Annotated in this window: 22 protein-coding genes; 10 read left to right on the forward strand and 12 right to left on the reverse strand. The window is 55.5% G+C overall.

All coding sequences use genetic code 11. The features are described from left to right. Positions 1 to 195: 195 nt before the first annotated feature. From J2I47_RS11170 to J2I47_RS11185, 4 genes are all read right to left on the reverse strand, one after another. The gene (locus J2I47_RS11170; protein WP_229374524.1) at positions 196 to 2,214 is read right to left on the reverse strand and encodes a plastocyanin/azurin family copper-binding protein; all 2,019 of its coding nucleotides are present in this window, start codon (positions 2,212 to 2,214) and stop codon (positions 196 to 198) included. 82 nt (positions 2,215 to 2,296) lie between these two features. Next, a complete protein-coding gene (locus J2I47_RS11175; RefSeq protein ID WP_207364669.1) occupies positions 2,297 to 2,641 on the reverse strand; it encodes a tRNA-binding protein in 345 nt (114 codons plus the stop codon). Position 2,642: 1 nt separating this feature from the next. Beyond that, the gene (locus tag J2I47_RS11180) at positions 2,643 to 4,313 is read right to left on the reverse strand and encodes a PA14 domain-containing protein (protein ID WP_229374526.1); all 1,671 of its coding nucleotides are present in this window, start codon (positions 4,311 to 4,313) and stop codon (positions 2,643 to 2,645) included. A gap of 83 nt (positions 4,314 to 4,396) precedes the next feature. Next, complete coding sequence (locus J2I47_RS11185) at positions 4,397 to 4,582, reverse strand: hypothetical protein (RefSeq protein WP_207364670.1); 186 nt, start codon at positions 4,580 to 4,582, stop codon at positions 4,397 to 4,399. A gap of 130 nt (positions 4,583 to 4,712) precedes the next feature. Between J2I47_RS11185 and J2I47_RS11190 the strand changes: the two genes are divergently transcribed. After that, positions 4,713 to 6,065, forward strand: a complete 1,353-nt coding sequence (locus J2I47_RS11190; RefSeq protein WP_207364671.1) for a PQQ-dependent sugar dehydrogenase — start codon at positions 4,713 to 4,715, stop codon at positions 6,063 to 6,065. Between the two features lie 208 nt (positions 6,066 to 6,273). Here J2I47_RS11190 and J2I47_RS11195 read toward each other — a convergent pair whose 3' ends face one another. Then, complete coding sequence (locus J2I47_RS11195) at positions 6,274 to 6,918, reverse strand: class I SAM-dependent methyltransferase (protein ID WP_207364672.1); 645 nt, start codon at positions 6,916 to 6,918, stop codon at positions 6,274 to 6,276. 120 nt (positions 6,919 to 7,038) lie between these two features. Between J2I47_RS11195 and murQ the strand changes: the two genes are divergently transcribed. The 3 genes from murQ (at position 7,039) to J2I47_RS11210 (ending at position 10,422) form a co-directional block, all read left to right on the forward strand. Continuing rightward, the gene (murQ, locus tag J2I47_RS11200) at positions 7,039 to 7,839 is read left to right on the forward strand and encodes an N-acetylmuramic acid 6-phosphate etherase (protein WP_207364673.1); all 801 of its coding nucleotides are present in this window, start codon (positions 7,039 to 7,041) and stop codon (positions 7,837 to 7,839) included. 243 nt (positions 7,840 to 8,082) lie between these two features. Continuing rightward, a complete protein-coding gene (locus J2I47_RS11205; RefSeq protein WP_207364674.1) occupies positions 8,083 to 9,123 on the forward strand; it encodes a zinc-binding dehydrogenase in 1,041 nt (346 codons plus the stop codon). 213 nt (positions 9,124 to 9,336) lie between these two features. Continuing rightward, complete coding sequence (locus J2I47_RS11210) at positions 9,337 to 10,422, forward strand: hypothetical protein (RefSeq protein WP_207364675.1); 1,086 nt, start codon at positions 9,337 to 9,339, stop codon at positions 10,420 to 10,422. A gap of 17 nt (positions 10,423 to 10,439) precedes the next feature. Here the strand turns inward: J2I47_RS11210 and J2I47_RS11215 are convergent, their stop codons facing one another. The 3 genes from J2I47_RS11215 to J2I47_RS11225 all read right to left on the reverse strand — a co-directional run bounded on the left by J2I47_RS11215 (position 10,440) and on the right by J2I47_RS11225 (position 12,322). Next, positions 10,440 to 11,099, reverse strand: coding sequence for a hypothetical protein (locus J2I47_RS11215; protein ID WP_207364676.1), 660 nt, complete (start codon positions 11,097 to 11,099; stop codon positions 10,440 to 10,442). A gap of 15 nt (positions 11,100 to 11,114) precedes the next feature. Next, positions 11,115 to 11,672, reverse strand: a complete 558-nt coding sequence (locus J2I47_RS11220) for a hypothetical protein (protein WP_207364677.1) — start codon at positions 11,670 to 11,672, stop codon at positions 11,115 to 11,117. A 74-nt stretch (positions 11,673 to 11,746) separates the two neighbouring features. Next, positions 11,747 to 12,322, reverse strand: coding sequence for a Crp/Fnr family transcriptional regulator (locus J2I47_RS11225; protein WP_207364678.1), 576 nt, complete (start codon positions 12,320 to 12,322; stop codon positions 11,747 to 11,749). Between the two features lie 40 nt (positions 12,323 to 12,362). Here J2I47_RS11225 and J2I47_RS11230 point away from each other — a divergent pair, with 40 nt between their 5' ends. Together J2I47_RS11230 and J2I47_RS11235 are read left to right on the forward strand one after the other, a co-directional pair. Next, positions 12,363 to 12,869: a heme-degrading domain-containing protein gene (locus J2I47_RS11230; RefSeq protein WP_207364679.1), complete on the forward strand. Its 507-nt coding sequence runs from the start codon at positions 12,363 to 12,365 to the stop codon at positions 12,867 to 12,869. Positions 12,870 to 12,892: 23 nt separating this feature from the next. Beyond that, entirely contained in the window at positions 12,893 to 13,246 is a 354-nt protein-coding gene (locus tag J2I47_RS11235; RefSeq protein ID WP_207364680.1) for an ArsC family reductase, read from the forward strand. 71 nt (positions 13,247 to 13,317) lie between these two features. On the opposite strand, the gene J2I47_RS11240 is transcribed toward J2I47_RS11235, so the two are convergent. Further along, complete coding sequence (locus J2I47_RS11240; RefSeq protein ID WP_207364681.1) at positions 13,318 to 14,562, reverse strand: ABC transporter permease; 1,245 nt, start codon at positions 14,560 to 14,562, stop codon at positions 13,318 to 13,320. Between the two features lie 136 nt (positions 14,563 to 14,698). After that, positions 14,699 to 15,709, reverse strand: a complete 1,011-nt coding sequence (locus tag J2I47_RS11245) for a glycosyltransferase family 2 protein (RefSeq protein WP_207364682.1) — start codon at positions 15,707 to 15,709, stop codon at positions 14,699 to 14,701. A 259-nt stretch (positions 15,710 to 15,968) separates the two neighbouring features. Here J2I47_RS11245 and ggt point away from each other — a divergent pair, with 259 nt between their 5' ends. From ggt to J2I47_RS11260, 3 genes are all read left to right on the forward strand, one after another. Beyond that, positions 15,969 to 17,735: a gamma-glutamyltransferase gene (ggt, locus tag J2I47_RS11250; protein ID WP_374759906.1), complete on the forward strand. Its 1,767-nt coding sequence runs from the start codon at positions 15,969 to 15,971 to the stop codon at positions 17,733 to 17,735. Between the two features lie 200 nt (positions 17,736 to 17,935). Beyond that, positions 17,936 to 18,610 (forward strand): hypothetical protein, encoded by a 675-nt coding sequence (locus J2I47_RS11255; RefSeq protein WP_207364684.1) that lies wholly within the window; start codon positions 17,936 to 17,938, stop codon positions 18,608 to 18,610. A gap of 138 nt (positions 18,611 to 18,748) precedes the next feature. Continuing rightward, on the forward strand, positions 18,749 to 19,168 hold the full coding sequence (locus tag J2I47_RS11260) for a nucleoside-diphosphate kinase (protein WP_207364685.1): 420 nt from the start codon (positions 18,749 to 18,751) through the stop codon (positions 19,166 to 19,168). Between the two features lie 68 nt (positions 19,169 to 19,236). Here the strand turns inward: J2I47_RS11260 and nth are convergent, their stop codons facing one another. Further along, the gene (gene nth, locus J2I47_RS11265; protein ID WP_207364938.1) at positions 19,237 to 19,908 is read right to left on the reverse strand and encodes an endonuclease III; all 672 of its coding nucleotides are present in this window, start codon (positions 19,906 to 19,908) and stop codon (positions 19,237 to 19,239) included. Positions 19,909 to 20,022: 114 nt separating this feature from the next. Between nth and J2I47_RS11270 the strand changes: the two genes are divergently transcribed. Beyond that, a complete protein-coding gene (locus J2I47_RS11270) occupies positions 20,023 to 20,460 on the forward strand; it encodes a response regulator (RefSeq protein ID WP_207364686.1) in 438 nt (145 codons plus the stop codon). Here the strand turns inward: J2I47_RS11270 and J2I47_RS11275 are convergent. Next, the gene (locus J2I47_RS11275) at positions 20,457 to 22,778 is read right to left on the reverse strand and encodes an alpha-ketoacid dehydrogenase subunit alpha/beta (RefSeq protein WP_229374555.1); all 2,322 of its coding nucleotides are present in this window, start codon (positions 22,776 to 22,778) and stop codon (positions 20,457 to 20,459) included. The genes J2I47_RS11270 and J2I47_RS11275 overlap by 4 nt on opposite strands. Positions 22,779 to 23,010 lie beyond the last annotated feature (232 nt).

The raw sequence follows: 23,010 nt of genomic DNA on the forward strand, positions 1-23,010 counted from the left end.
ATTGCACTCACTTACCCGTTGAAACCCATTTGCTGCTATGTACAGGTTGACATGGTACGGCGTAGTCGAAGGGCCCGATGCGTAGCCATACGCGTCAGCAACTTAGCAGACTATAATGTCAATAATTACATTGGTATAAACTAAACGAAAAAGGCCCGCCAGATTATCCAGCGGGCCTTTTTGCGTAAAAGCGTCTTACTGTTTCACCACTTTAAACACGCCCTGCATAAGGGCTGAGTGGCCGGGGAAAGTGCAGACAAACTGATAATCGCCGGGTTCGGTGGGGGCGGTGAAATAGATGCTCTCCGCCGATTCGGGCTGCATGATGTTGGTGTGAAACAACACGTCGGTTGAGGCAGGGATGTAATTCATTTTGGCGCCGTTCAGGTTCAGCTTCATGGCCGCGTTGCCAACGGAGTTGGCCGTGCCGGGCTTCACAATCACGCAGTTATGCAACATGTCGTCGTTGTTGTTGAACACGAATTTGATGCGGCTGCCCGCTTTCACCTCTACTTTCTCAGTATCGAATTTCAGGCCTGGTTTGGTGCCAATGCTAATCGTCTGGTCTGGGCCGTTGGTCCAGGTTGCGGGCATGTCCGTCACGCGCTTGGCACTGATGGAAGCCGCCGCTTTTTTACCCGGCACAATCGCTTTACCCTTTCCACTCTTCATCGCTACTTCCTTTCCGCCACTTGTCGCCATCATCGCACTGTGGTCATGGGCCATGCCCGTGCTGGCCGAGGCCATCTGGCGAGCCGGCAGGTTAGCTTTCTCGCCTGTTGCAATCGCGTTGAGGGTGTAATAGCCGGTGTTGTGCAGGAGCGATAAATTGCCCGCCGCTGATTTTACGCCCTCAGCTTTTACTTCATGGATGTACCCTTCGCGCAAACTTGTATCAGCCACGATGCGGGCACTGAGGCCATCGGAACTCAAAATAATACCCCGGATGGGCACCGTGCGGGCGTCTTCGATGGGGCTGCCATAGGTGCTATGATACTTATACGTGAAGCTGTTGAGGCTGTAACTGGCGGGGTCTTCACCTGTTTTCTTGTCTACAGGCATGGTAAACGTGACCAGAAAACCATCGGGTTTCGAGGTAATGGTCTTCATCTCGAACGGCATTTTACCCGTCCAGACCAGTCGTTGCAGCCCGTAGGGCGATTTTCCTGTTGAGGCCCAACCCCGGCTCGTCATGCCCACAAACATGGACCCATCCTGCCCCCAAAGCATCCGGATAATACCCGACTGGAACCCTTCACGGAACGGATAACAGGCCCCCTGCCACTTACCGGCCACTTTTTCGAGGCTCATGCGCATGACTTTGCTATGGCCCTGATCGCCCACAAACAGTTGCCCCGCAAACGGCCCGAACGCGCCGGCGGTGGTGTCTTCGCGAATGTCGGACGTGGAAATGCCCATGAGCGTGTGGGGAAACCAAACGGCGGGTACTTTCAGGTTCTTGACCGTTTTGGCTACCTCAAACATGGGTTTACCGGTGCTGGGTACGTCTTCTGGCTTCAGTGTCAGCGGCGATCCTTCTTCACCCGACCAGCGGAGACCTGCCGGGTTACCCGCGAAATCGCCTTTTTCGAGGTGCGTCACCCGGCCCGACCCAACCCAGTCGCCCTGATTTTCGCCGTAGAAAATACTACCGTCGCGCAGTACGCCGAAGCCCGCCGGTGAGCGCAGGCCCGTGGCCCAGGGGGTCATCTCACCCTTGTCGTTCAGCTTCAGCATCCACCCCCGCCACTTCGATTGGCTGGCACCCTTGCCGATCCAGTCGAGGTTGAGCGTGATCACCATATCGCCGTCGGGCAGGGTTACGGGGCCGTAGCTGTACTGGTGGTAGTTGCCAGACAGGGGCCACTTATAAAATGACCGATACTCATCAGCCACGTCGTCGCCGTCGGTGTCGATCAGGCGGGTTACTTCGCCGCGCTGGGTGGCAAAAATCTCGCCTTTGTAGGGTCCGGCGGTGCGGTAAAGCAACCCCAGTGGCTCGTGGAGGCCCGTGGCGAATCGCTTGAACGTGGGCTGGCGGCTCCCCTGCATGTATGCGTTGCTAACAAGCCAAACGTCGCCCCGGCGCGTACTCACGGCCAGCCGCCCGTCGGGTAGCGAGGTCATGCCCCCCACCTCCAGCATCACGTTTTCGGGAATGGGCACCGTCACCATCCGGTAATAATCTTCTTCACTGGCGGGCCGCTGCGCCATAGCGAAAGACGTAAAGAGTGAAAGAGCGAATGCGGCCGCTATGAATACTAATCGGTTGTTTTTCATTGTTTTATGTTGTTATCTACCCAATCCGTAACCCGTTGTCGGCGGGGCGGTTGGGGGTTAAAAGCGTAACGGTTCCGGCGGCATCGACACTGCCCAGTACAAGGCATTCGCTCATAAACGGGCCGATCTGCTTTGGCGGAAAATTAACCACGGCCACCACCTGCTGACCTACCAGCGTTTCGGGGGTGTATAAGGTAGTAACCTGCGCCGAGGTCCGTTTCGTACCAAGCTCAGGGCCAAAGTCGATGGTGAGTTTGTAGGCGGGTTTGCGGGCCTGCGGAAAAGGCTCAGCAGCCAGTACCGTCCCCACGCGCATGTCGACTTTCAGGAAATCGGGCCAGCTCAATGGTTCTGCGTCCATCTCAAAATTCAATCGAATACTGTACCGTGGCCTTGCCGCCGTTCATAGAAACGGGCATAATCAACTCCTGTTTGCCGCCGCTTTGCCGCACCGAAACCGACGCTTTAGAGTCAAACCGGACAAAATAGCTGCGGTCATCAACGGCATACAATCCTTTGCTTACTTCTTCCAATGACTTACCCGCCGCCAGTCGGCAATAGAGCTGGCCCGTTGGGGCTGCTCCGCCCAGCGTCAACGTCCGCGACAGGGCCGTGTCCGTTGGCCGTATCTGATCGCGGATGGTGGTGCCGTTCATGCTGTAGTCAATGGATGGTGAGCCGTCTTTGTCGAGACTGATGCCTTTGTACTGTAACACATTGTCACCCACGCTGTCGGGCCAGGCGGCGGTGGCGTTCGGCAAAACGGCCAGCGCAGTACGCGGAGCCGGATAGATGGTAGTGCCGTTTGGTTTCAGTAGTTGTGGTTCGCCCCGCTCATACCACAGCTCAGTGGCATCGGCAAAATCACCCTTCCAGGCCATCAGAAGGGCCATCTGATCTAAATCGACTGAATAATGCATGCCTGTCCGGCTTCCCACCGACAGGGCATGTGTGCGCTTGGTGATCTCGCCGGGCATGTGAATAAACGACCGGATCAACGTGGGTTTGGCGTCGGGTTCGATCAGCACCTGACCTACGGGCGCAAATTCTGGTAATGACCCGTCGGCCTGTAGAGCCTGTGGCCGGGTACCAGCCTGACTTACATATAAGCCCAGACCGGGCCGGGGCCATGACCGCGAAAACATCACCTGCACATCGTGCGTGCCGGCGGTTAGGGGTATCGTGCTCGTTTCGGGCGTACCCAGGTAGCGGCGGTCCATGGCTACCAGTTGTTTGCCGTCAATCCATAGGCCCCCAAAACCACCCATGTGCATGTCGAACTGGTAATCACCGGTGGTAGGTACGTTCAGTTTCCCGTCGAAGGTCAGGGTGAAATTGCCTGATTGCCCATAGGCCACATCATAGCTCAGGCGACTCACCGTATCTGTCTTGATGGGTGTCTTGCTGGCCAGGCCTTCGCGGGTTTCAATGGCCTCTTTATACAGCTTGTAGGTCAGCGGCCCCGCCCAACTCGCTACGTTCCGGTTTGCCAGCGCACGCACACCCACGTTTCTAATGGCTACGGAGCCATTTTTGGCCATCAGTTGCACGGCCTGCCCTGTTCCTGAGGGCATTGGCAGCGTTTGGCCTTCGTTGATGGTAATGCCGTTCAGTACGTACTTTACCAGTGAGGCTGGTTTTTTCTGCGCACCAGCCTGATAGGTTAATGCCGCTGTTTGCCAGAGACCGGCCGCTTTCGCCGCGTGGTTTTTGGTCAGATCGATGGCGTAGCCGTTGGGAAGCGTAAGCATGACCGTGCCGCCCGCCGTGGTCAGCCAGTCGAACTGAAGCATGAAATCGCCGGGTTGCGACGTAAGGGTCAGCGGACTATTGCCCGAAATGAGCACGCCCGTTCCTGATTTAGACTTGATCGTGGCCTTGTCGACACTGGCAATCCCGCCTGACTGCTGCCAGTTAGAGGCGGTCAGTGTGGCCAAATCAATACGCGGAAGGTCGTTTTGGGCCAGCAGCGGGGAGGTAAAGGCCATCAGCGCAGCAGCCAGTGCCAATGACCGGTATTTATGAAAATGCATAGGTTCTGTTTTAGTCAGCAAGCTATTGAGCTAAAAGCAGTAACCTGTGTTTTTCTCTGTGCTAACGTGGAAAATAGTGGTAACTACTTCGCCTCGTTTCGCTCGTCAATGTCTTTAGCCACTTCCCCGACTTCGTCTAAATCCAACCCTACTGTTTCGGGTTCAGAAGCAGTTTCGGTACCGTCGGGGCCTGCGCCGGTGCTGGTGGTGCCGCCCAGCGTATTGCTGTCGATGTCGGCAGATTTTTCGGGATTGGTTTGTGGGGTCATAATGTTGCTGGTTTTTCTGGACAGGATTGGCAAGATTTCAGGCGCAATTCCCTTTGACTTTTGTGTGTACGGGTTAACTTCCTGGTTCAACGAATGGTTATTGCTCTGTTAACAAGCCAACATTCTTCTGATGAAAACTGCTCTTCTGCTCCTTTCGCTGGCAGCCCTGAATCTGACCGCCGGGGCTGCCCCCGCCCCCGGTAAGCCAGGTAAAAAGGCCCCCACCTCCCGCCCGGTCATCGTACCTGACCCCAACAATGGTGGCCTGAAACTAACGCCCGGCTTTTCGGCGCTTGTCTTCGCCGATAACCTTGGAAAAGCCCGCCACGCGGCTGTAGACCCCGTTACGGGTACCGTCTTTGTCCGCCTGGAAAAGCTCAAAGACGGCAACGGTACCGTTGAACTGATGGATACCAACGGCGATGGCCGCGCCGACCAGACCGTCATGTTCGGTAACTACGCAGGCACTGGTGCTGCCGTCGTGAACGGTTATCTCTACGCCTCATCCGACACGTCGGTGTATCGTTACAAGCTCACCAACGGCAAGGTTTTGGCCGAGACCACGCCCGAACCTATTGTGGTGGGCCTGACCCTGCAACGCCAGCACGCCAGCAAATCATTGACCGTCTCGCCCGACGGGCGGCTGTTTGTAAACTTTGGTGCGCCCTCGAATGCGTGTCAGGAAAAAGACCGCCAGCCCGGCTCGAAGGGACAAACACCCTGTCCGCTATTGGAAAACTACGCCGGTATCTGGGTGTTCGACGCCAATAAGCCAAACCAGCGCCAAAGTGATGGCAAGCGCTACGCCACGGGTATCCGCAACGCCGTGGCCCTCGACTGGAACACGGCTTCCAACACGCTCTATGCCCTGCAACATGGCCGCGACAACCTCAACAACTGGGGTGGTGCTTTCACCGACGAGGTCAGCGCCGAACTGCCGTCTGAAGAGTTTTTGATGGTGAAGGAAGGGGCTGATTTTGGCTGGCCCTACTGCTACAATGACCATTACCAGAAAAAGAAACTGCTGGCCCCCGAATATGGCGGTGATGGTAAAAAAGAAGATCAGTGCGCCGGTAAAGAGAAGCCCATTATGGCGTTTCCGGGCCACTGGGCACCCAACGATTTGCTTTTCTATACTGGTAACCAATTCCCGGCCCGCTACAAAAACGGTGCGTTTGTGTGTTTCCACGGCTCCTGGAACCGCGCTCCGCTGAAACAGGGTGGCTATTTTGTGGCCTTCATTCCGTTTGGAAAAGACGGTCGTCCGTCGGGTAATTATGAGGTCTTTGCCGAGAACTTTGCGGGAGTACCAGAGCAGGGTAAGCCCGGCCAAAACAGCAATGCCGGTAAGCTAGACCTGGCTAGCCCCGGCGACGCCCTGCACCGCCCAATGGGTCTGGCGCAAGGCCCCGATGGTTCGCTCTACATCACCGATTCGGTGAAAGGTACCGTGTGGCGCGTGATGGCTTCGACGAAGAAGTAAGGTTTAAGAGATAAAATAGATTAGCTGATGAGCAACCATCTTTTATCTTGTCTCTTGCTTCTTACCTCTCGCCTCTATTCCAACGAAAAAGCCCCGGCCAAATCTGGTCGGGGCTTTTTTTGCGATTGATATAGGATAAACGACCCTGCCTGTGTTTTAGTTTGCTGTCTGAAAAATAGTGGCGTAGTTTTTCAAAATACCTTCGCATTCACGCCAAAGTGCCATTTCTAGTCCCAATCGTGGCAAAAAGGGGATCCGACCAGCGCGGGTTAGGGCTGCGATCTTCGGTGTGGATATCCGTAAACAGTCCTGTTTCGCGGTAGTACGTTTCCACCAGTTTTGCGTGGCCGGCATCATCCAGTGACTGCCAGACCGCTACGGCTTTAGTAGGAAACATTCGGTTAGAAAAGACCGTAATAAACGGCGCCCCTGGTTTGAGCACCCGCGCTACCTCTCGGAAAACGACCACAGGATTGGTTAGATATTGCACCGAAACGGTGATTATACAGCCGTCAAATTCGGCATCGGCGTAGGGCAAAGTGGGATTCTGGTTGAGGTTCTGCACCACGTAGTCGGTAAGCTGCGGGTTCTGCTGCAACTCGACCTCATTCATGCCCAGACCTGCTACCCGGCTATACATTACGTCGGTTGCGGTCCCGCCTTTGGGCAGGTGCGACCGCCAGCTACTCATCAAATCCAGAATAGCGCCGTTTTGGGGCAGTTTTTCACGAAAAAGGGCCGTAGTCGCCGCAATGGCGGGTTCATCAATATGCACCACCAGCCGGGGCGACTGGTAAAAATCGCCGTCATCGGTCTCGTCATACCGACGGAAGTAAGTTGGGGAGAGCATCATGCCCCGATAACTGCCTGTTTAGCGATTGTGTTGAGCTGTGGTAGCTGCCCATCATAACAAAACAGAATACTAACACAGCGCCATCTCCTTCGTAGCTTTGCTCACTGCAACGTAGCGCTTATGATTACCGAAACCACTTCCCATTACGACCATCTGGAGCAGATGTCGGTCCACGACCTGCTGGTGAACATCAATAAAGAAGACAAAACCGTGCCGCTGGCCGTAGAAAGGGCTATTCCGCAGTTGGAGGCCCTTGCCACGCAGGTAACGGCCCGGATGCGCGAGGGCGGTCGGTTATTTTACATTGGCGCGGGTACCAGTGGTCGGCTTGGCGTGGTCGATGCCTCGGAGTGCCCGCCCACGTATGGCGTGCCACATGACCTGGTGGTGGGCATCATTGCCGGGGGTGACGGGGCCATTCGGAAGGCCGTGGAATTTGCCGAAGATGACCCCAATCAGGCCTGGAAAGACCTTGGTGCCTACAAGATAGAACCCATTGACACCGTGGTGGGTATTGCCGCGTCGGGCCGGACTCCCTACGTCATTGGCGGGCTGCAACAGGCGCGGGCGGCGGGTTGCCTCACGGGCTGTATTGTCTGCAACCCTGGCTCAGCGGTAGCAGCAGCGGCCCAATTTCCGGTGGAAGTGGTGACAGGACCGGAGTTCGTAACGGGTAGCACGCGCATGAAGGCGGGTACGGCGCAGAAGCTGGCCCTCAATATGTTATCGACCACGGTGATGATTCAGCTGGGCCGGGTGCGGGGCAACAAAATGGTCGATATGCAACTCTCGAACATCAAACTGCAACAGCGCGCGGCCCGCATGGTTATGGACGAAACGGGCGTGTCGGAAACCGAAGCACAGGACCTGCTAGCCCGCTTTGGCAACGTCCGGGGGGCAATTGATAATTATAAAAAATAGGTTTTTACCTGTCCGAGGGCTATGCCCCCGGCAGGTGCTGCTACTACTCTTTGAGTAACCGAGGGCTATGCCCCCGGCAAGTGATGCCACCCCGTTGGGGTTAGTAGGCACGTAGTTGTTTGTCTGCGAAAGCATCACCCCAACGGGGTGACATCACCTGCCGGGGGCATAGCCCTCGGCTACTCAAAGAGTAGTAGCAGCACCTGCCGAGAGTTATGCTCCCAGATACAAACAATTTTTTCCATGAAAGCCCTTCAACTCACTGCCCTGCACCAGCCGTTAGCGCTGGTTGATGTACCAGATCTGACACCCAGCGCGGGTGAGGTGGTCGTTGCCATTAAAGCGGCGGCGCTCAACCACCGCGACGTGTTTGTTCAGCAGGGGCTATACCCCGGCATTGCCTTGCCCGTCATTCCCGGCTCAGACGGGGCTGGGGTTGTATCGGCGGTGGGTGAGGGTGTCGATCCGGCCTGGATCGGGCGCGAAGTAGTCATCAACCCGGCCCTGAACTGGGGACCAAATCCAGCCTACTATACCCCACAGTTCAAGATTCTGGGTATGCCCGACAACGGTACGTTTGCCGAAAAAGTGGTTATTCCAGTCACGAATGTTTACCCAAAGCCTGCGCACCTGTCGTTTGAACAGGCTGCCGCTGTGCCCCTGGCTGGCCTAACGGCCTGGCGGGCGTTGATAACGCGGGCAGCCTTGTCGACTACATCCCAAACGCCTGATCGTGTGTTGATTACAGGGGTAGGAGGCGGCGTAGCCTTGTTCGCCTTGCAGTTTGCGGTGGCGGCCGGGGCCGAGGTTTGGGTCACGTCGGGGTCACCCGAAAAGCTGGACAAAGCAATGGCACTCGGTGCCAAAGGAGGCGTCAGCTACAAAGAACCCGACTGGCACAAGACGCTGCTTTCAAAAGCCACGCAGGGTAACGCGGCCCTGGCCAAAGCGGGCTATTTCGATGTCATCATTGACAGTGCCGCCGGGCCTGATTTTGCCCGGCTGACGCAGGTGGCTGCGCCGGGTGGTCGGATTGCGTTTTTCGGCGGCACCACTGGCAAGATTACCGACGTGCAACCGTCGGTGGTTTTCTTCAAGCACCTGTCCATTTTCGGTAGCACCATGGGTAGCGATGCCGAGTTCGCGGCCATGCTTCAGTTCGTGTCAACTCATCAACTGGTGCCGGTCATTGATTCGGTCCGGCCACTGGCCGAGGGGCAAGCCGCTTATGACCGTATGAACGCGGGTCAGCAACTGGGCAAGCTGGTGCTGACGGTGGAATAGGGCATGATTGGGCTGTCTCCAAACCTGACTTTCCCGACAAGTTGCCCCGCTTGCAGGGCCAACAACTTGTCGGGTGAAATCCGGTTTGGGGGTACGGTTACGCTGGTCGAAACCACTTGTGCGGCGTGTGATACGGCCTATTGTCAAACGCTACCAACGGGTCAGTTTAACCGATTTCCAGTTGCCATATCAGCTGATAAACAGCATGTTACTGTGGCTGAACGCGGTCGGTGGCTGGTGGATCTGGTAAAGCGAAACATGATCAGGGCTGATGCTGGCAGCGTCAACGGCTATGCACTGCCTTCTCGGTCTGGTGCGCTGGCTAACCCCTTGGCTGTTAACCCTGGTCCCGTTCTACTCCTGTGCCTTGACCCCTGCTACGGTCATGCGCTGATGATGCTCTTCAATGCCCAGCGGCATCATGAACAGCATCCCGACCTGCCTATTATTGTGGTTGTGCCCCGGGCAATTGCCTGGCTTGTGCCCGATTACGTAGCCGAAACGTGGGTGATCGATTTACCCCTTTCCGCGCTGGAAACGCCGGTTGCAGGCTTCGATGCCTTCGTGAAAACGCAGCTACTTGCCCGGTTTTCAACTGTTTGGCTGAGTCAGGCCCGCATTCACTTCGATCACCGCACCACCCGTTTTGCCGACTTCACACGCACTCAAAAATTCGACCTGCGCCAGTTCGACACGTCGTTAACCGAGTCGATCCCAAAGCTGACGTTTGTGTTGCGCGAAGACCGGCTGTGGCTGCGGCACGGCTGGGAACGGCTGCTGCACAAGAGCCTGATCAGGCTCGGTTTGGGCGAAAAAACGCGTCGATTCTGGGCGCGCTGGCAGGCGGTACGATACCGGAAATTGGCCCACTATATTCATCAGCAACTGCCCTTCGTCAGCCTGGTGGCGGTGGGCATTACAGGTAGTGATCAGTACCCTATCGACCTGGGTTATGCCGTTGAGGATCACCGCAAAACGACCCCGATTTCGCCCGAACAAGAACGCGCTTGGTGTGCACAATATGCTCGTAGTCAACTAGTTATTGGTGTACACGGTTCAGGTATGTTGCTGCCCACGGCCCTGGCAGCTGGCTTCATAAACCTGCTCCCCCCCGACAAGCTGGCTCATTATGCCGAAGACATTCTGCTGGCCCACGACAACCCCATTCACCAGACCCTGCTGGGTCGTTTTCTGCCTACCAGTGCGTCGCCTCGGCAGGTGGCTGATCTGGTCGTTTCCATGCTCACCGAGTTCCCCGTCTGGCTGGCCGAAGAACGGGAGCGCAACGATGGGCTGTAGAGACGAGGCACTGACTGTTACTTACCGCCAAACGTGTAGCCGACGGCAATGTTGACAATCAGGGGGGTGTTGGCAATGCCAATGTTGGGTACGTCTAGCTGTTCGGTCCTGCCCGTTGCTTTATTCGTATAGCTGAATGTGTCGTTAGCCTGGCTACTGCTCACATTCTGCCACCACCGGATACTGCTGCTGGTAGTGATCCCCTGCAAAACCGGCGATGTGCTGTTTTTGAAAGGCATATACCGGTAGTAGGCACCAATACCCAGTGTGATTGTTCGGAAGGCCGCGACCCGGTTGGCCAGTGACTGCTCGGCGTTGTCGGCGTAGACTTCCCAACTATGCAGTTTTGGTTCGAAGCGAACGTCGAAAAAGGAGGTGAACCGGTAGCCTATGCCAAAGCCGGTGGTATAGGGCAGATGCAGCGCCAGCCGGTTGTCTTTGAAGGCCCCCGCCACCGGCAAATCGAGCGAAAAGCCGTGCGAATAATCGAAGCTCATGCGCTTCGTGAAATAGTTGACTTCCACATTACCGCCCCCCAGTACAAGCGGCTGCTGAAGGCCAAATAGCAGGCTAAACCGGTTGCTGTAGAGCAGGTCAGGTTGCATCGAAGGCTGGGCAATGGCAGTAGTTACAGCGGCCAGAGTGCAGATCGTGAGTGTAATCAGCTTGGTTTTCATGGTGCTGGCTGGTAGTTAGAATTGGAAACCTACAATCAGACTAGCCTGCGGAAACGTGTCGGATTCGCCGCCCCGTGGTCCAATATTCGACGAGATGCTGCTGATAACGCCAGCCTGCGGCAGCAGATACAAGCCTGAGCGGCCCTTGCCCGCCAGCGAGAACAGGTAGCCCGCGTTGGCTTCCCAAAACCAGGAAAGGTGGTTGTAGTCCTTACCGTCGAAGCGGTTTTTGGTACCTTCCGAAAACCCGATATTGGTTTTTCCTTCCAGGTGCAGCCCCCGCCACACAAACTGACGATACCCCACCATGAGCATGTACTCATTTATTTTTTCGACAATATCATGCCTCACATTAGGGCGGATGTAAACCCCAACCAGAAGGTCGCCCCGGTTGGTGCCGGTGAGGCTGGTAATGGTGCGTGTAGCCTGTAACCGAATAATGCCAACGTTGGGCAGAAAGGGTTGAACCAGTTCGGTTTCGATACCCCATTTGGGCGACATGGTCTGCGCAAAGCCTGGCAGCATGCTAAACATGAACCAGCAGGTGGCAACAATTAAGATGGTCTTTTTCACGACTTTATGCTGTTTAGTGATAGCACAAAGGTGAGCTTCGCCGCTGCCCCGAATGATTGATTTCGGTTAAGAAATCACCGGGTTGCCATGCGCTTTCGTATTCGGCTCAGGCTTTCTGGTTTTATGCCTAGGAACGAGGCGATATGGTACTGAGGTACCCGCTGAAACAGGTCAGGGCGGGCCCGAATCAATTGCTGGTAGCGGACCTCCGGCGATTGATTCGTCAGCAGTGTATTGCGGGCGCTCAGGCTAAGAAAGGCCCTTTCGGCTGAAATACGGCCTATTCGTTCAAAAACCGGATGCTGCTGGTAGAGTTGCTCCAGGTCGGTTCGGCTGAATTGAACAAGCGCGCAGTCTTCCAGTGCCTGCACGTTCTCCAGGGTGGGCTGGCCCGTCAAAAAGCTTAGGTAGTCGGTGTACAGGGCGTTCTCGAAGAAAAACTGGATCGTTTTTTCTTCACCATCGACGGTATGAAACAGGCGTAACGAACCTGAGTAAATGAACGTGACCATGCGGCAAATGTCTCCCTGCCGCATCAGCCATTCTTTTTTTCGAAGTCGCCTGGTTGTGGTAATGGCAACAAACGCCTGCTCTTCGGTTTCGGTGAGCGAAGCGATGGTGTTGAGTTGCTGAAGTAAACGGTCGGTCATACCCGTAAGATAAGGGTTCGTTCTTGATTAAGTTTACCCCATGGATGCACAAAACGACCACACCGACGACCTGGCGCGGATTGCTCTTCAGGAAGACCGGCTACAATTCGATACGTTTACCCCCGAAACCGCCTGGCAACTGGGCATGCGGCTGAAAGAAGCCGTCGAAGCAAGCGGAAAGGCTGCGGCCATCGATATTCAGCTAACGGGGCAACCCTTGTTTTTCTTCGCCATGCCCGGCACCACCCCCGACAATGTCGACTGGATACGGCGGAAGCGCAACGTAGTGCATCGGTATCACCGCAGTTCCTACGCCATTGGGCTGGAGCTAAAACAAACCCAAACTACGCTACACGACCGGCCGTGGCTCAACGTGCAGGACCATGCGGCGGCGGGGGGCTGTTTTCCCATCCGGCTGCGGGGCACGGGCTTCATTGGCACCATCACCATATCGGGCTTACCCCAGCGCGAAGATCACAGCATTGTGGTGGCCGTTCTGGCCGATTGGTTTGGGTTGCCCCTCGACAATTTGGCTTTAAACAAGTAATGATAGATATACCAGTGCCGCCAATGACTGATAAGCAATTCACTCTCTACGCCATTCCAAATTGTGATACCGTGAAAAAAGCCCGCCTGTGGCTGGCCAATCATGGCGTTGATTATCAATTCAATGACTATAAAAAGCAGGGCATTAGCCGGGAAAAGATCGAGCAATGGCTGTCGCAAAAGCCGTGGGAAGAGCTAGTCAACCGAGCCGGAACAACCTGGAAAAAACTACCCGACGCCGATAAGCCCACTAACGCTGAAGAAGCCATCGCGCTGATGCTCGAAAAACCCTCTGTGATTCGCAGACCCCTAATTGAAGCCAATGGAGAAATTGTGCTGTTGGGATTTAATGCCGAGCAATACGAGGCTGCGTTTTAGGTTGTTTTCTGCTTCGCGCGGGACGCCTAGTCGAAGGGCGACCCGCGCGAAGCAGAAAACAACATGATCGCTCACTTCGACCGAATGGCATCGACAGGGTTCATGCGGGCGGCGAGGGCAGCGGGTATGATGCCGAAGATAGTGCCGATAATGACCGACACCAGCGTGCCCAGCAGGATATTGCCCGGCGTAAGCACGATGTCGAGGCTACCTAACTGCATGAATGACAGCAGGTAGACGAGCAGAATACCCACCAACCCACCCACCACAGCCAGCAAAACAGCCTCGAACAGAAACTGGAGCAGGATTACGTAGTTTTTAGCCCCCAGCGATTTCTGAATGCCAATGATGTTGGTTCGCTCTTTCACCGACACAAACATAATATTGGCAATGCCAAAGCCGCCCACCAGCATGGAAAAGCCACCGATGATCCAGCCGGCAAAGGTGAGCACACTGAAAATACCACTGATAAACCCCACCACGGCTTCGGGGCGGTTGATGGCAAAACTGTCTTCCTGCGTGGGGCGCAGGCTCCGGCGGGCACGGAGCAATCCTTTGATCTCACCCTCCAGATTGGTTAAACCAGGGTCTGATTCATAACCTTTTACGCAGATCGTCAGGTTGGGGCGGCTCGATGAAAACAACTTGGCGAAGCTGTTGTAAGGAATAATGCAGCGCAGGTCGGGGTTGCCGCCAATTTCCAGAAAACCGGCTCCCTTTTTCTCCCCTACGCCAATGACCGAAAACTTCAGCCCGGCAATCTGAATCGTTTGCCCAATAGGCGACTGGTTAGGAAACAGCTTGTCGGCTACTTCCCAGCCAATCAGGGTCACGTTGCGGGCGGCTTCCATTTCCTGCGGCGTAAAATACCGCCCCTGCGCAATGGGCACGTCCGACACTTCTTTGTAATCATACGACACCCCCGACAGCCGCGCACTGACGCTATTGTTGCCGTTTTTCATCGTCACGCCCCCACGCCCGCTCATGGCTACTACGGCTTTGGCGTTTTCGAGACGCTCAGACAGCAGTCGGTATTCGTTATACTTAGGTTCGGGCCGCTGAAAATATTTCCACCAGGGGTAATCGTCGGTAAATGAAAACGGCCATTTCTGAATGTAGACCACGTTGGTACCCAGCGACCCCAACGATTCCTTGATGCTCCGCTGCATGGAATCGACAATGGTGAACACAGCGATGATGGCGAAAATACCAATCGTAACGCCCAGCAACGACAGCGTGGTGCGCAACAGATTGGAGCGCAAAGCCTGCCAGGCAAAGCGGAAACTCTCCAGAACTTGGCGGAAGATTATGAGCACAGGATCAGACGATATAGCCTTAAAACTAACGCCCGTGAAACACCGGACCAATGGGTTTCGGAAGAAACAAACAATAGGCCCGATGCCCGGTCTGATTCTGGGGTTAGACGGTAACGGGCAACGAGCTAAACACCTCTTACCGATTGACTGTCTCCACTACTGGCGCCACTACCTGAGCGGTGACAGAGGCCTGGCCCCGGTTATCGGGCAGGGGCTGGCCCTCCACGATCTGGTCGCGGATAAGAAACAGCGGGCGGCCTTTGGCCTGGAAAAACGTGCGCAACACATATTCACCAATGATGCCCAGCGCAATGAGCTGCACCCCGCTGAAGAGCGTCAGCAACAGAATCATGGCCGTAAAGCCCTGCGGCACATCGTTGTAGAAAAACTTGCGGTAGAGGTTATAGAGCAGGTAGATAAAGGCCAGCCCCAACGTACCCACGCCCAGCCGGGTGATGAATTTGATGGGATATTCGCTGAAGTTGAAAATACCGTTGTAGGCCAGGTTAAGCAGCATCTTGAACGAATACTTGGCCTCGCCTGCCATCCGTTCGTCGCGCTCGTAGGGCAGGCCTATTTGACGGAAGCCGATCCAGCTACGCATGCCGCGCAGGTAGCGGCTTTCTTCGGGCATCCGGTTCATCACATCAACCACGCGGCGACTCAGCAGGGCAAAATCACCACTGTCGAGGGGGATCTGGATGGACGAAATAGAGGCCAGAAACCGGTAGAACAGGTAGTATGCCGACCGTTTCAAGACGCCTTCTTTGCGCTTCTGCCGAATGGCATACACCACATCGAAGCCTTCTTTCAGCTTGGCGTAAAATTGGGTGAGCAACTCGGGTGGATCCTGCAAATCACCGTCGATAACCATAATCGCTTCGGTGCCCCGCGCCACGGCCAACCCTGCCGTGAGGGCCGTTTGGTGGCCGTAGTTGCGCGATAGAAACAAGGCATGATACCGTGAATCGGCGAGGGCTAGGTCGCTCATGAACCGGGGCGTTTGGTCGCGGCTGCCGTCGTCAATCAGCACCACTTCAATGCGCTCCGGTGAACGATCCATCAGGTCGTTAAGCCGCTTCACCAGGTGCGGAAACGTGGCCTGTTCATTATAAAGAGGTACGACAAAGGAAATCTGAGGCAGCATTGGGGGTTACGTTTCGCTATCGGTCAGGTAACCCCTTCGAGAGGGCGATGCAGCAGCGACAGCTTTTTCATTAAATCAGTCGCAAAAATAGCCACTCCACCACGGACCACCACTATTTTTAGCCTTACCGGCCTGACACACTACTGTATGGACTTATGCAAAAGCAGTAGTTTAGGGGAAAAACCGGCTCATTTGCTCTATGCGTATTGCCCAAATTCCTGCTTATCTCACGCTGTTTGGTTTGCCCGTTGTAGTGGGGATGGCGTGTAAATCTACCCAACCCACCACGTCGTCTACCGCCGCTACGCCTGCCATTCAAGCTGGGCAGGGCGTGTATCAGTACCGCGAAGAAGACCCTACAGTCAAACCTTTCTTCTCCGATAGACAAGGAGTTACGGGGCGCAACGGTATGGTGGCATCGGCGCATCCGGAGGCCTCTGCCGTGGGGCTGAACGTCCTGAAAGCGGGTGGCAACGCCGTCGACGCTGCCGTGGCTACTCAGTTTGCGTTGGCGGTAGTCTATCCCGGCGCGGGTAACATTGGGGGTGGAGGCTATTTTGTATACCGCGACAAAAATGGGCAGGCCCACACGCTCGATTACCGCGAAAAAGCACCCGCCGGGGCCTCAGCCGATATGTATCTGGATTCGGCCAAGAACGTGCGAAAAGGGGGGCTGAGCATCAGCGGGCATCTGGCCAGTGGTGTGCCCGGTGCTGTCGATGGCATGGTGCAGGCTCACCAGAAATACGGCAAGCTGACCTGGGCGCAGGTGGTGCAACCCGCTATCGATCTGGCTGAGCGGGGCTTTTCGCTCACCGAACGCGACGCCACGGGCCTGAACCGCATCAAAACCGACCTGCAAACCTACAATCCGGGCAAAACGTACTTTATGCGGGCCGATGGGCGGGCGTGGCAAAAAGGCGATACGCTCACGCAGGCTGATCTGGGTAAAACCCTCCGTCGTATTCAGTCGCAGGGCCGGGCGGGCTTTTACGAAGGCGAAACCGCCAAACTGCTCGCTGCCGAAATGCAGCGCGGAAACCCCACCACTGGCCCGGGCCTCATCACCGAAGCTGACCTGGCCGCCTACCATGCCGTATGGCGCGACCCCGTCCGGGCGGCCTACAAAAACTACACCATCCTGACCATGCCGCCCACCTCAAGCGGGGGCGTAGTGCTGGTGCAACTCATGCGGCTGGTGGAACAGTATCCCCTGCGCCGCTGGGGATGGAACCGCGACAGCACCGTGCAGGTAATGGTAGAAGCCGAACGCCGTGTTTATGCCGACCGGGCCAAATTCCTCGGCGACCCCGATTTTGTGAAAGTGCCCACTACCCAACTCATGGACCCTGGTTACCTGCGTCAGCGCTGGAGCAGCTTCAGTTTTGCCAAAGCAACCTCCAGCAGTGCCGTCAGCGGTGGGGCCATTCCGGGTTATGAAAGCCTGGAAACGACCCACTTTTCGGTGGTCGACAAAGACGGTAACGCCGTGAGTATCACCACGACCCTCAACGGTGGCTACGGTAGCCGCGTGGTGGTTGGTGGGGCCGGGTTTCTCATGAACAACGAGATGGACGACTTCAGCATCAAGCCCGGCACGCCCAATATGTACGGGCTGGTAGGCAATCAGGCCAACGCCATCGCCCCCGGCAAACGGATGTTGTCGAGCATGACGCCCACCATCCTGGAGCGCGACGGTAAGCTGTTTATGGTGGTGGGCACACCGGGCGGCTCAACCATTATGACGTCGGTTTTCCAGACAATTTTGAACGTAGTGGAACACGGCATGACCATGCAGCAGGCTGTGAACGCCTTGAAGTTTCACCATCAGTGGCTACCCGACAAAGTCATTTTCGAGAACGGTGCTTTCTCTGATGCCACCCAGCAGACCCTAAGCCAGAAGGGATACAACCTCGAACGCCTCACTAACACCCTTGGCCGCATGGACTGCGTGCTCGTCCGCCCCGACGGCAGCTACGAAGGTGCCTCCGACCCAAGGGCTGACAACACGGCACGGGGATATTGAGGTTTAGCGTTCAAGGTTCAATGTTTAACGTCTAAAGTTGGCTGACGCAGGCGTATTGCTCTTGCGTCAGCCAACTTTAGACGTTAAACATTTAACCTTGAACGCTAAACCTCAATATCCCCCGTTTATGGGACGCGTCTGCGTTGATCGAGAAAGACCTTTGGTGCTCACTTAACTGGCACACCGCCACTATCTGCACCATGAAATTGCCTTCTTTCTCTCAATCGGCTACCGGTTTGTTGCTGGTTTCGCTGCTCGTGCTTGCCTCGTCGTGCAAGAATTCATCGGCTGTCGATCCTACCAAGGGCTTTTCGGCCAAAATCCAGTCTATCATTTCTCAGGCGGATATCGACGCCCTGCGGGCTAAGGGTATGGTGATCAACGAAGGCACACAGCCGCCCAATATCGAGGGCATTTTTGCCTCGTCGCCACACCGGCTGGTGGCTCCTTATGGTCCACAGGATACTTACGCAGTTGGTTATGACTTTGCCGACTTGGTTATGCGGTTTTCGGGGCAAAGCTCAACGGATCAAACGGCACTGGTCGAAATCAAAAATGCCGGCTCGACGGGAAGCGGACAGGGTGGTTTTTTGGCTGGTAACGGGCAAAAATTCACGTTTTTCGCGGAGGTGAACCTCGTATCAGGTACCGCCACAGCTAAGCAGGTTCGCATTTTTACGGGCGAAATCACTGCCGACGGCATCAAAGATTTTTACACTACACTGCTGGTAAAAAGCAAAGTAGACCCTAACGACGAACTCATTCCGGTAGGTAGTGCCCGCATCTTGAAAGACGGCGACGGTATGGCCAGTAAGCGTAGTTCGTTCCGCCGCAGCGCCGAGGCATTGGCAGCGGCCGAGGAAGGGAGGAGGTGAGTTTAAGGTTTAATGTCCAACGTCTAAAGTTGGCTGGCACGAGCGTACTTCTGCGCCAGCCAACTTTAGACGTTGGACATTAAACCTTGAACATTAAACTCTATTTTTGCGGCCAAATAAAAGTTAGGATACGCATCAATGACGACGAACCGCACGTTCACCATGATTAAGCCCGACGCTGTTGCCGAGGGGCATACCGGAGCCATTACCAAGATGATAGAAGAAGCGGGTTTCCGCATCGTGGCTATCAAAAAGACCCTGCTGACGCCCGAACGCGCCGGCGAATTCTACGCCGTTCACAGCGAACGCCCGTTCTACAATGACCTCCGCAACTACATGTCGTCGGGAGCCATTGTCCCCATGATTCTGGAGAAAGAGAATGCCGTAGCTGATTTCCGTACGCTGATCGGGGCGACAAACCCCGCCCAGGCTGCTGATGGCACAATCCGTAAGCTGTTTGCCAAATCCATCGAAGCCAACGCCATCCACGGCTCGGACTCTGACGAAAACGCTCAGATCGAAGGCAGCTTCTTCTTCGCCGGAACGGAGCAGTTTTAATGTACAATGAATAATGTATAATGTATAATGGGCTGACGCGCAATACGCTCGCGTCAGCCCATTATACATTATACATTATTCATTGTACATTGTACATTATACATTAACTTTTCGTAATACTTACACCCCTCGCGCAGGGCACACTCGGGGCATTTTGGGGCGCGGGCGGTGCAGACATAGCGGCCATGCAGGATAAGCCAATGGTGCGCTTTTGGCACGTATTGTTTCGGGATATGGGCCATCAAGGCCCGTTCCACCGCCAGTGGTGTAGTGGCCGTAAGGGGAGCCAGCCCCAGCCGGTGCGACACCCGGAATACGTGAGTATCGACGGCCATCGTAGGCTGATTGAAAATAATCGACAAAATAACGTGGGCCGTTTTGCGCCCCACGCCCGGCAGTCGCTGCAACTCCTCGACCGTGCCAGGCACTTCACCCCCAAAATCGCTCATCAGGAGCCGCGCCATGCCCGCCAGGTGCTTTGCCTTGTTGTTGGGGTACGACACTGACCGGATATACGTAAAAATCTCGTCGGGTGAGGCCGCGGCGAGGGATTCTGGTTCGGGAAAACGGGCAAAGAGCGCGGGCGTTATCTGATTGATGCGCTTGTCGGTACACTGCGCCGACAGGATGACGGCCACTAGTAACTCGTATGGATTACCAAAGTGTAGCTCGGTTACGGGATCGGGGAAATTGGTCGTGAAGTAATCGATAAATCGACGAAATCGTTCTTTTTTCAACATTGCCACAAACTACTTGGGTATTTAATAGGGGGATATTCCTAAACAAATTATGAATCGCATGGCTTTACAACGGTAATCAGCTAAGTAGGTTCGGATAGTATCGTCGTGATCACCATGAAACCAGTAGGAAACCAGGCCGCATACGTGCTCGTAGATGACGATGAAGATGACCGGTATCTGATGCGGTTGGCCATTCAGCGGTTGGGTCGTGAATTGCCCTTGCATGAGTTTGTCAATGGCAAGGAACTCCTCGACTACATGACCGAAGATACGAACGAAAAGGGGGCGCACGGCGTGTATTGGCTCATTGTGCTCGATATCAACATGCCCATTCTCGATGGCCGTGAAACGCTCATCCGGTTGCGCGAAAACCCCCGCTGGCGCGACGTACCCGTACTGATGTTATCGACGTCCGACGATCCCCGGCAAATTGCCGAGCTGTTGCAGGCAGGAGCCAACGCCTACTATACCAAGCCGAGTACGTTTGATGAGTACGAAAAACTCTTCAGGACCACGTTTGATTCGTGGCTGTTTCCAAAGGCAATGGACTAATAGACAGCCGGAAAACGGTTTGGTTCGGCCTCATTCATGAGCGCGTAAACCGCATCAAATACATCGTCGGGGCTGGGTTTCGAGAAATAATCGCCGTCGGAGCCGTACGGTGGGCGGTGGGCTTTAGCCGTCAGCGTGCGCGGTGCCGAGTCGAGATAGGCGTAGCCGTTTTGTTCTTCCAGCACTTGCTGCATCATATAGGCCGTGGCCCCACCCGGAAAATCTTCGTCGGCAAACACCACCCGGTTTGTCTTCCTGATGGAGTCAACAATGCGGCCGGTAATATCAAACGGGAGCAGGGTTTGCACATCAATCACTTCCACGCTGACACCTACTTCGGCCAGTAATGAGGCTCCTTCCAGCACAATGCGGCACATAGAGCCATAGGTGACCACCGTAACGTCGGTGCCTTCCTGCAACACCTCAGGTATACCCAGTGGCAGGCAAAAATCGGCGAGGTTGTCGGGCAGGCGTTCTTTCAGACGATAGCCGTTCAGGCATTCAACCAGCAGAGCCGGATCGTCGGATTTGATAAGCGTATTGTAGAAACCGGCTGCCTGCACCATGTTGCGCGGCACCAGCACATGAATGCCCCGCAGGCTGTTGAGCATAGCGCCCATGGGCGAACCTGAGTGCCAGATACCCTCGAGTCGGTGCCCGCGGGTACGCACAATAACCGGCGCTTTTTGGCCGCCTTTGGTGCGGTAGTGCAGCGTAGCCAGGTCGTCGGTGAGGGTGGCGAGGGCGTAGAAGATGTAATCGAAGTACTGAATCTCCACAATAGGCCGCAGACCACGCATGGCCAGGCCGATGCCCTGTCCAATGATGGTGGTTTCGCGGATGCCCGTGTCGGTGATGCGCAGATGACCATATTTCTCCTGCAAGCCGGCAAAACCCTGGTTCACATCACCAATATGGCCCACGTCTTCGCCAATGGCCACTACCAGCGGATTACGGCCAAAAAGCCCGTCGAAATAACGCTGCATCACCAGGTATCCGTCCAGCATCGGGCTTTCGTCAGAGTAAACGGCTTCGACCGGCTCCACGCGCATTGGCGACTCGTCAGACTGGCTGTAGAGGTGTGAGCTAAACCGGTCGGCGTTTTCGATGTTGTTCCGTTCGAGCCAGCTAATCAGGGCTTGCCGTTGTTCAATGGGCTGAGTGCGAAGCAGGCGTAGCGCTTTGCGCACAGCCGTAACGGCATCGCGACGTAGGGGTGACGTCTCTTTTTGCAGGTCGGCACCAAGGGTCAGCAAAGCACTGGCCGTAGTTGCATTAGTAGTTGCGAGGCCGTTGGCTGCTTGTTCCAGCAGACGAACAGCCTCCTGATGATCGGGCAAGATTGAGCCTATGAAGGCCTTCCAGGCGGTGTTGCGAGCATCGCGGGCTACGTCTTTGGCCTCCTTTTCAATAACGGCTAACTCCGCCTCGGATGCGTAGCTGTTGGCCAAAATCCAGTTGCGGAACTGCACATTGCAGTCGTGGGCGCGTTCCCAGTCCAGTCGTTCGGTGGGTTTATACCGTTCATGCGAACCAGAGCTAGAGTGGCCCTGCGGCTGCGTTAATTCCTGCACATGTACCAGCACAGGCACGTGTTCAGTACGGCAGATATGGGCGGCTTTTTCGTAGGTCTCAAGCAGTTTGGCGTAATCCCAGCCGTTGACGGTAAAAATGGCAAAACCTTTGTCAGCATGCCCGTCGGTGCCGCCGTCGCGCTGAAAACCGGCCATCACTTTCGAGATGTTGCCTTTGGTAGTCTGCAATTCCACGGGCACCGAAATGCCGTAGCCATCATCCCAGACCGACACCAGCAACGGTACCTGAAGCACGCCGGCGGCGTTCATGGTTTCCCAGAACATACCCTGCGAGGTCGACGCGTCGCCAATGGTGGCGAAGGTCACTTCATTGCCTCCATGCGAGAACTGGGTTATTCCGGCCAGACCGGGGTTGTCGCGGTATAGTTTCGAGGCGTAGGCCAAACCCACCGAGCGCGGCATCTGGCCAGCGGTAGGGGCAATGTCGCAAACAGAATTATAAAAGTCGGTTTGTGCTTTCCAGTGACCCTGCTCGTCGAGCCATCGGGTGGCAAAGTGCCCGTTCATCGACCGGCCTGCCGTGTTTGGGTCATAGGCAAGGTCAGTGTGGGCGTATAGCTGGGCGAAAAATTCGGTCCATTGAAGCTCGCCAAGGGCCGCCACGAAAGTCTGATCGCGGTAATAACCCGACCGAAAGTCACCTTTTTGAAAAGCACGGGCAGCGGCCAGCTGGGCTAGTTCTTTACCGTCGCCGAAGATGCCGAATTTGGCTCTTCCGCCCATCACGTCTTTGCGTCCCAGCAAACTGGCCTGACGGCTTTCGCAAGCTAACCGGTAATCGGCCAGAACATGCTCACGGCTCAGAAAATCGGTTGAATCAATGGGTTGGTTAACGATCACGACAATGAGATGGGTTAACGAATCAACGTATGAATGATGAAGTCAGTCGGTTCAGACTGGTAAATGGACTGGATAGAAAAAGGGGTAAAAAATTATCGCGTCCTATTAAACCTTT

Origin of the sequence: Fibrella rubiginis, assembly GCF_017353185.1 — a bacterium.
GTDB lineage: Bacteria > Bacteroidota > Bacteroidia > Cytophagales > Spirosomataceae > Fibrella > Fibrella rubiginis.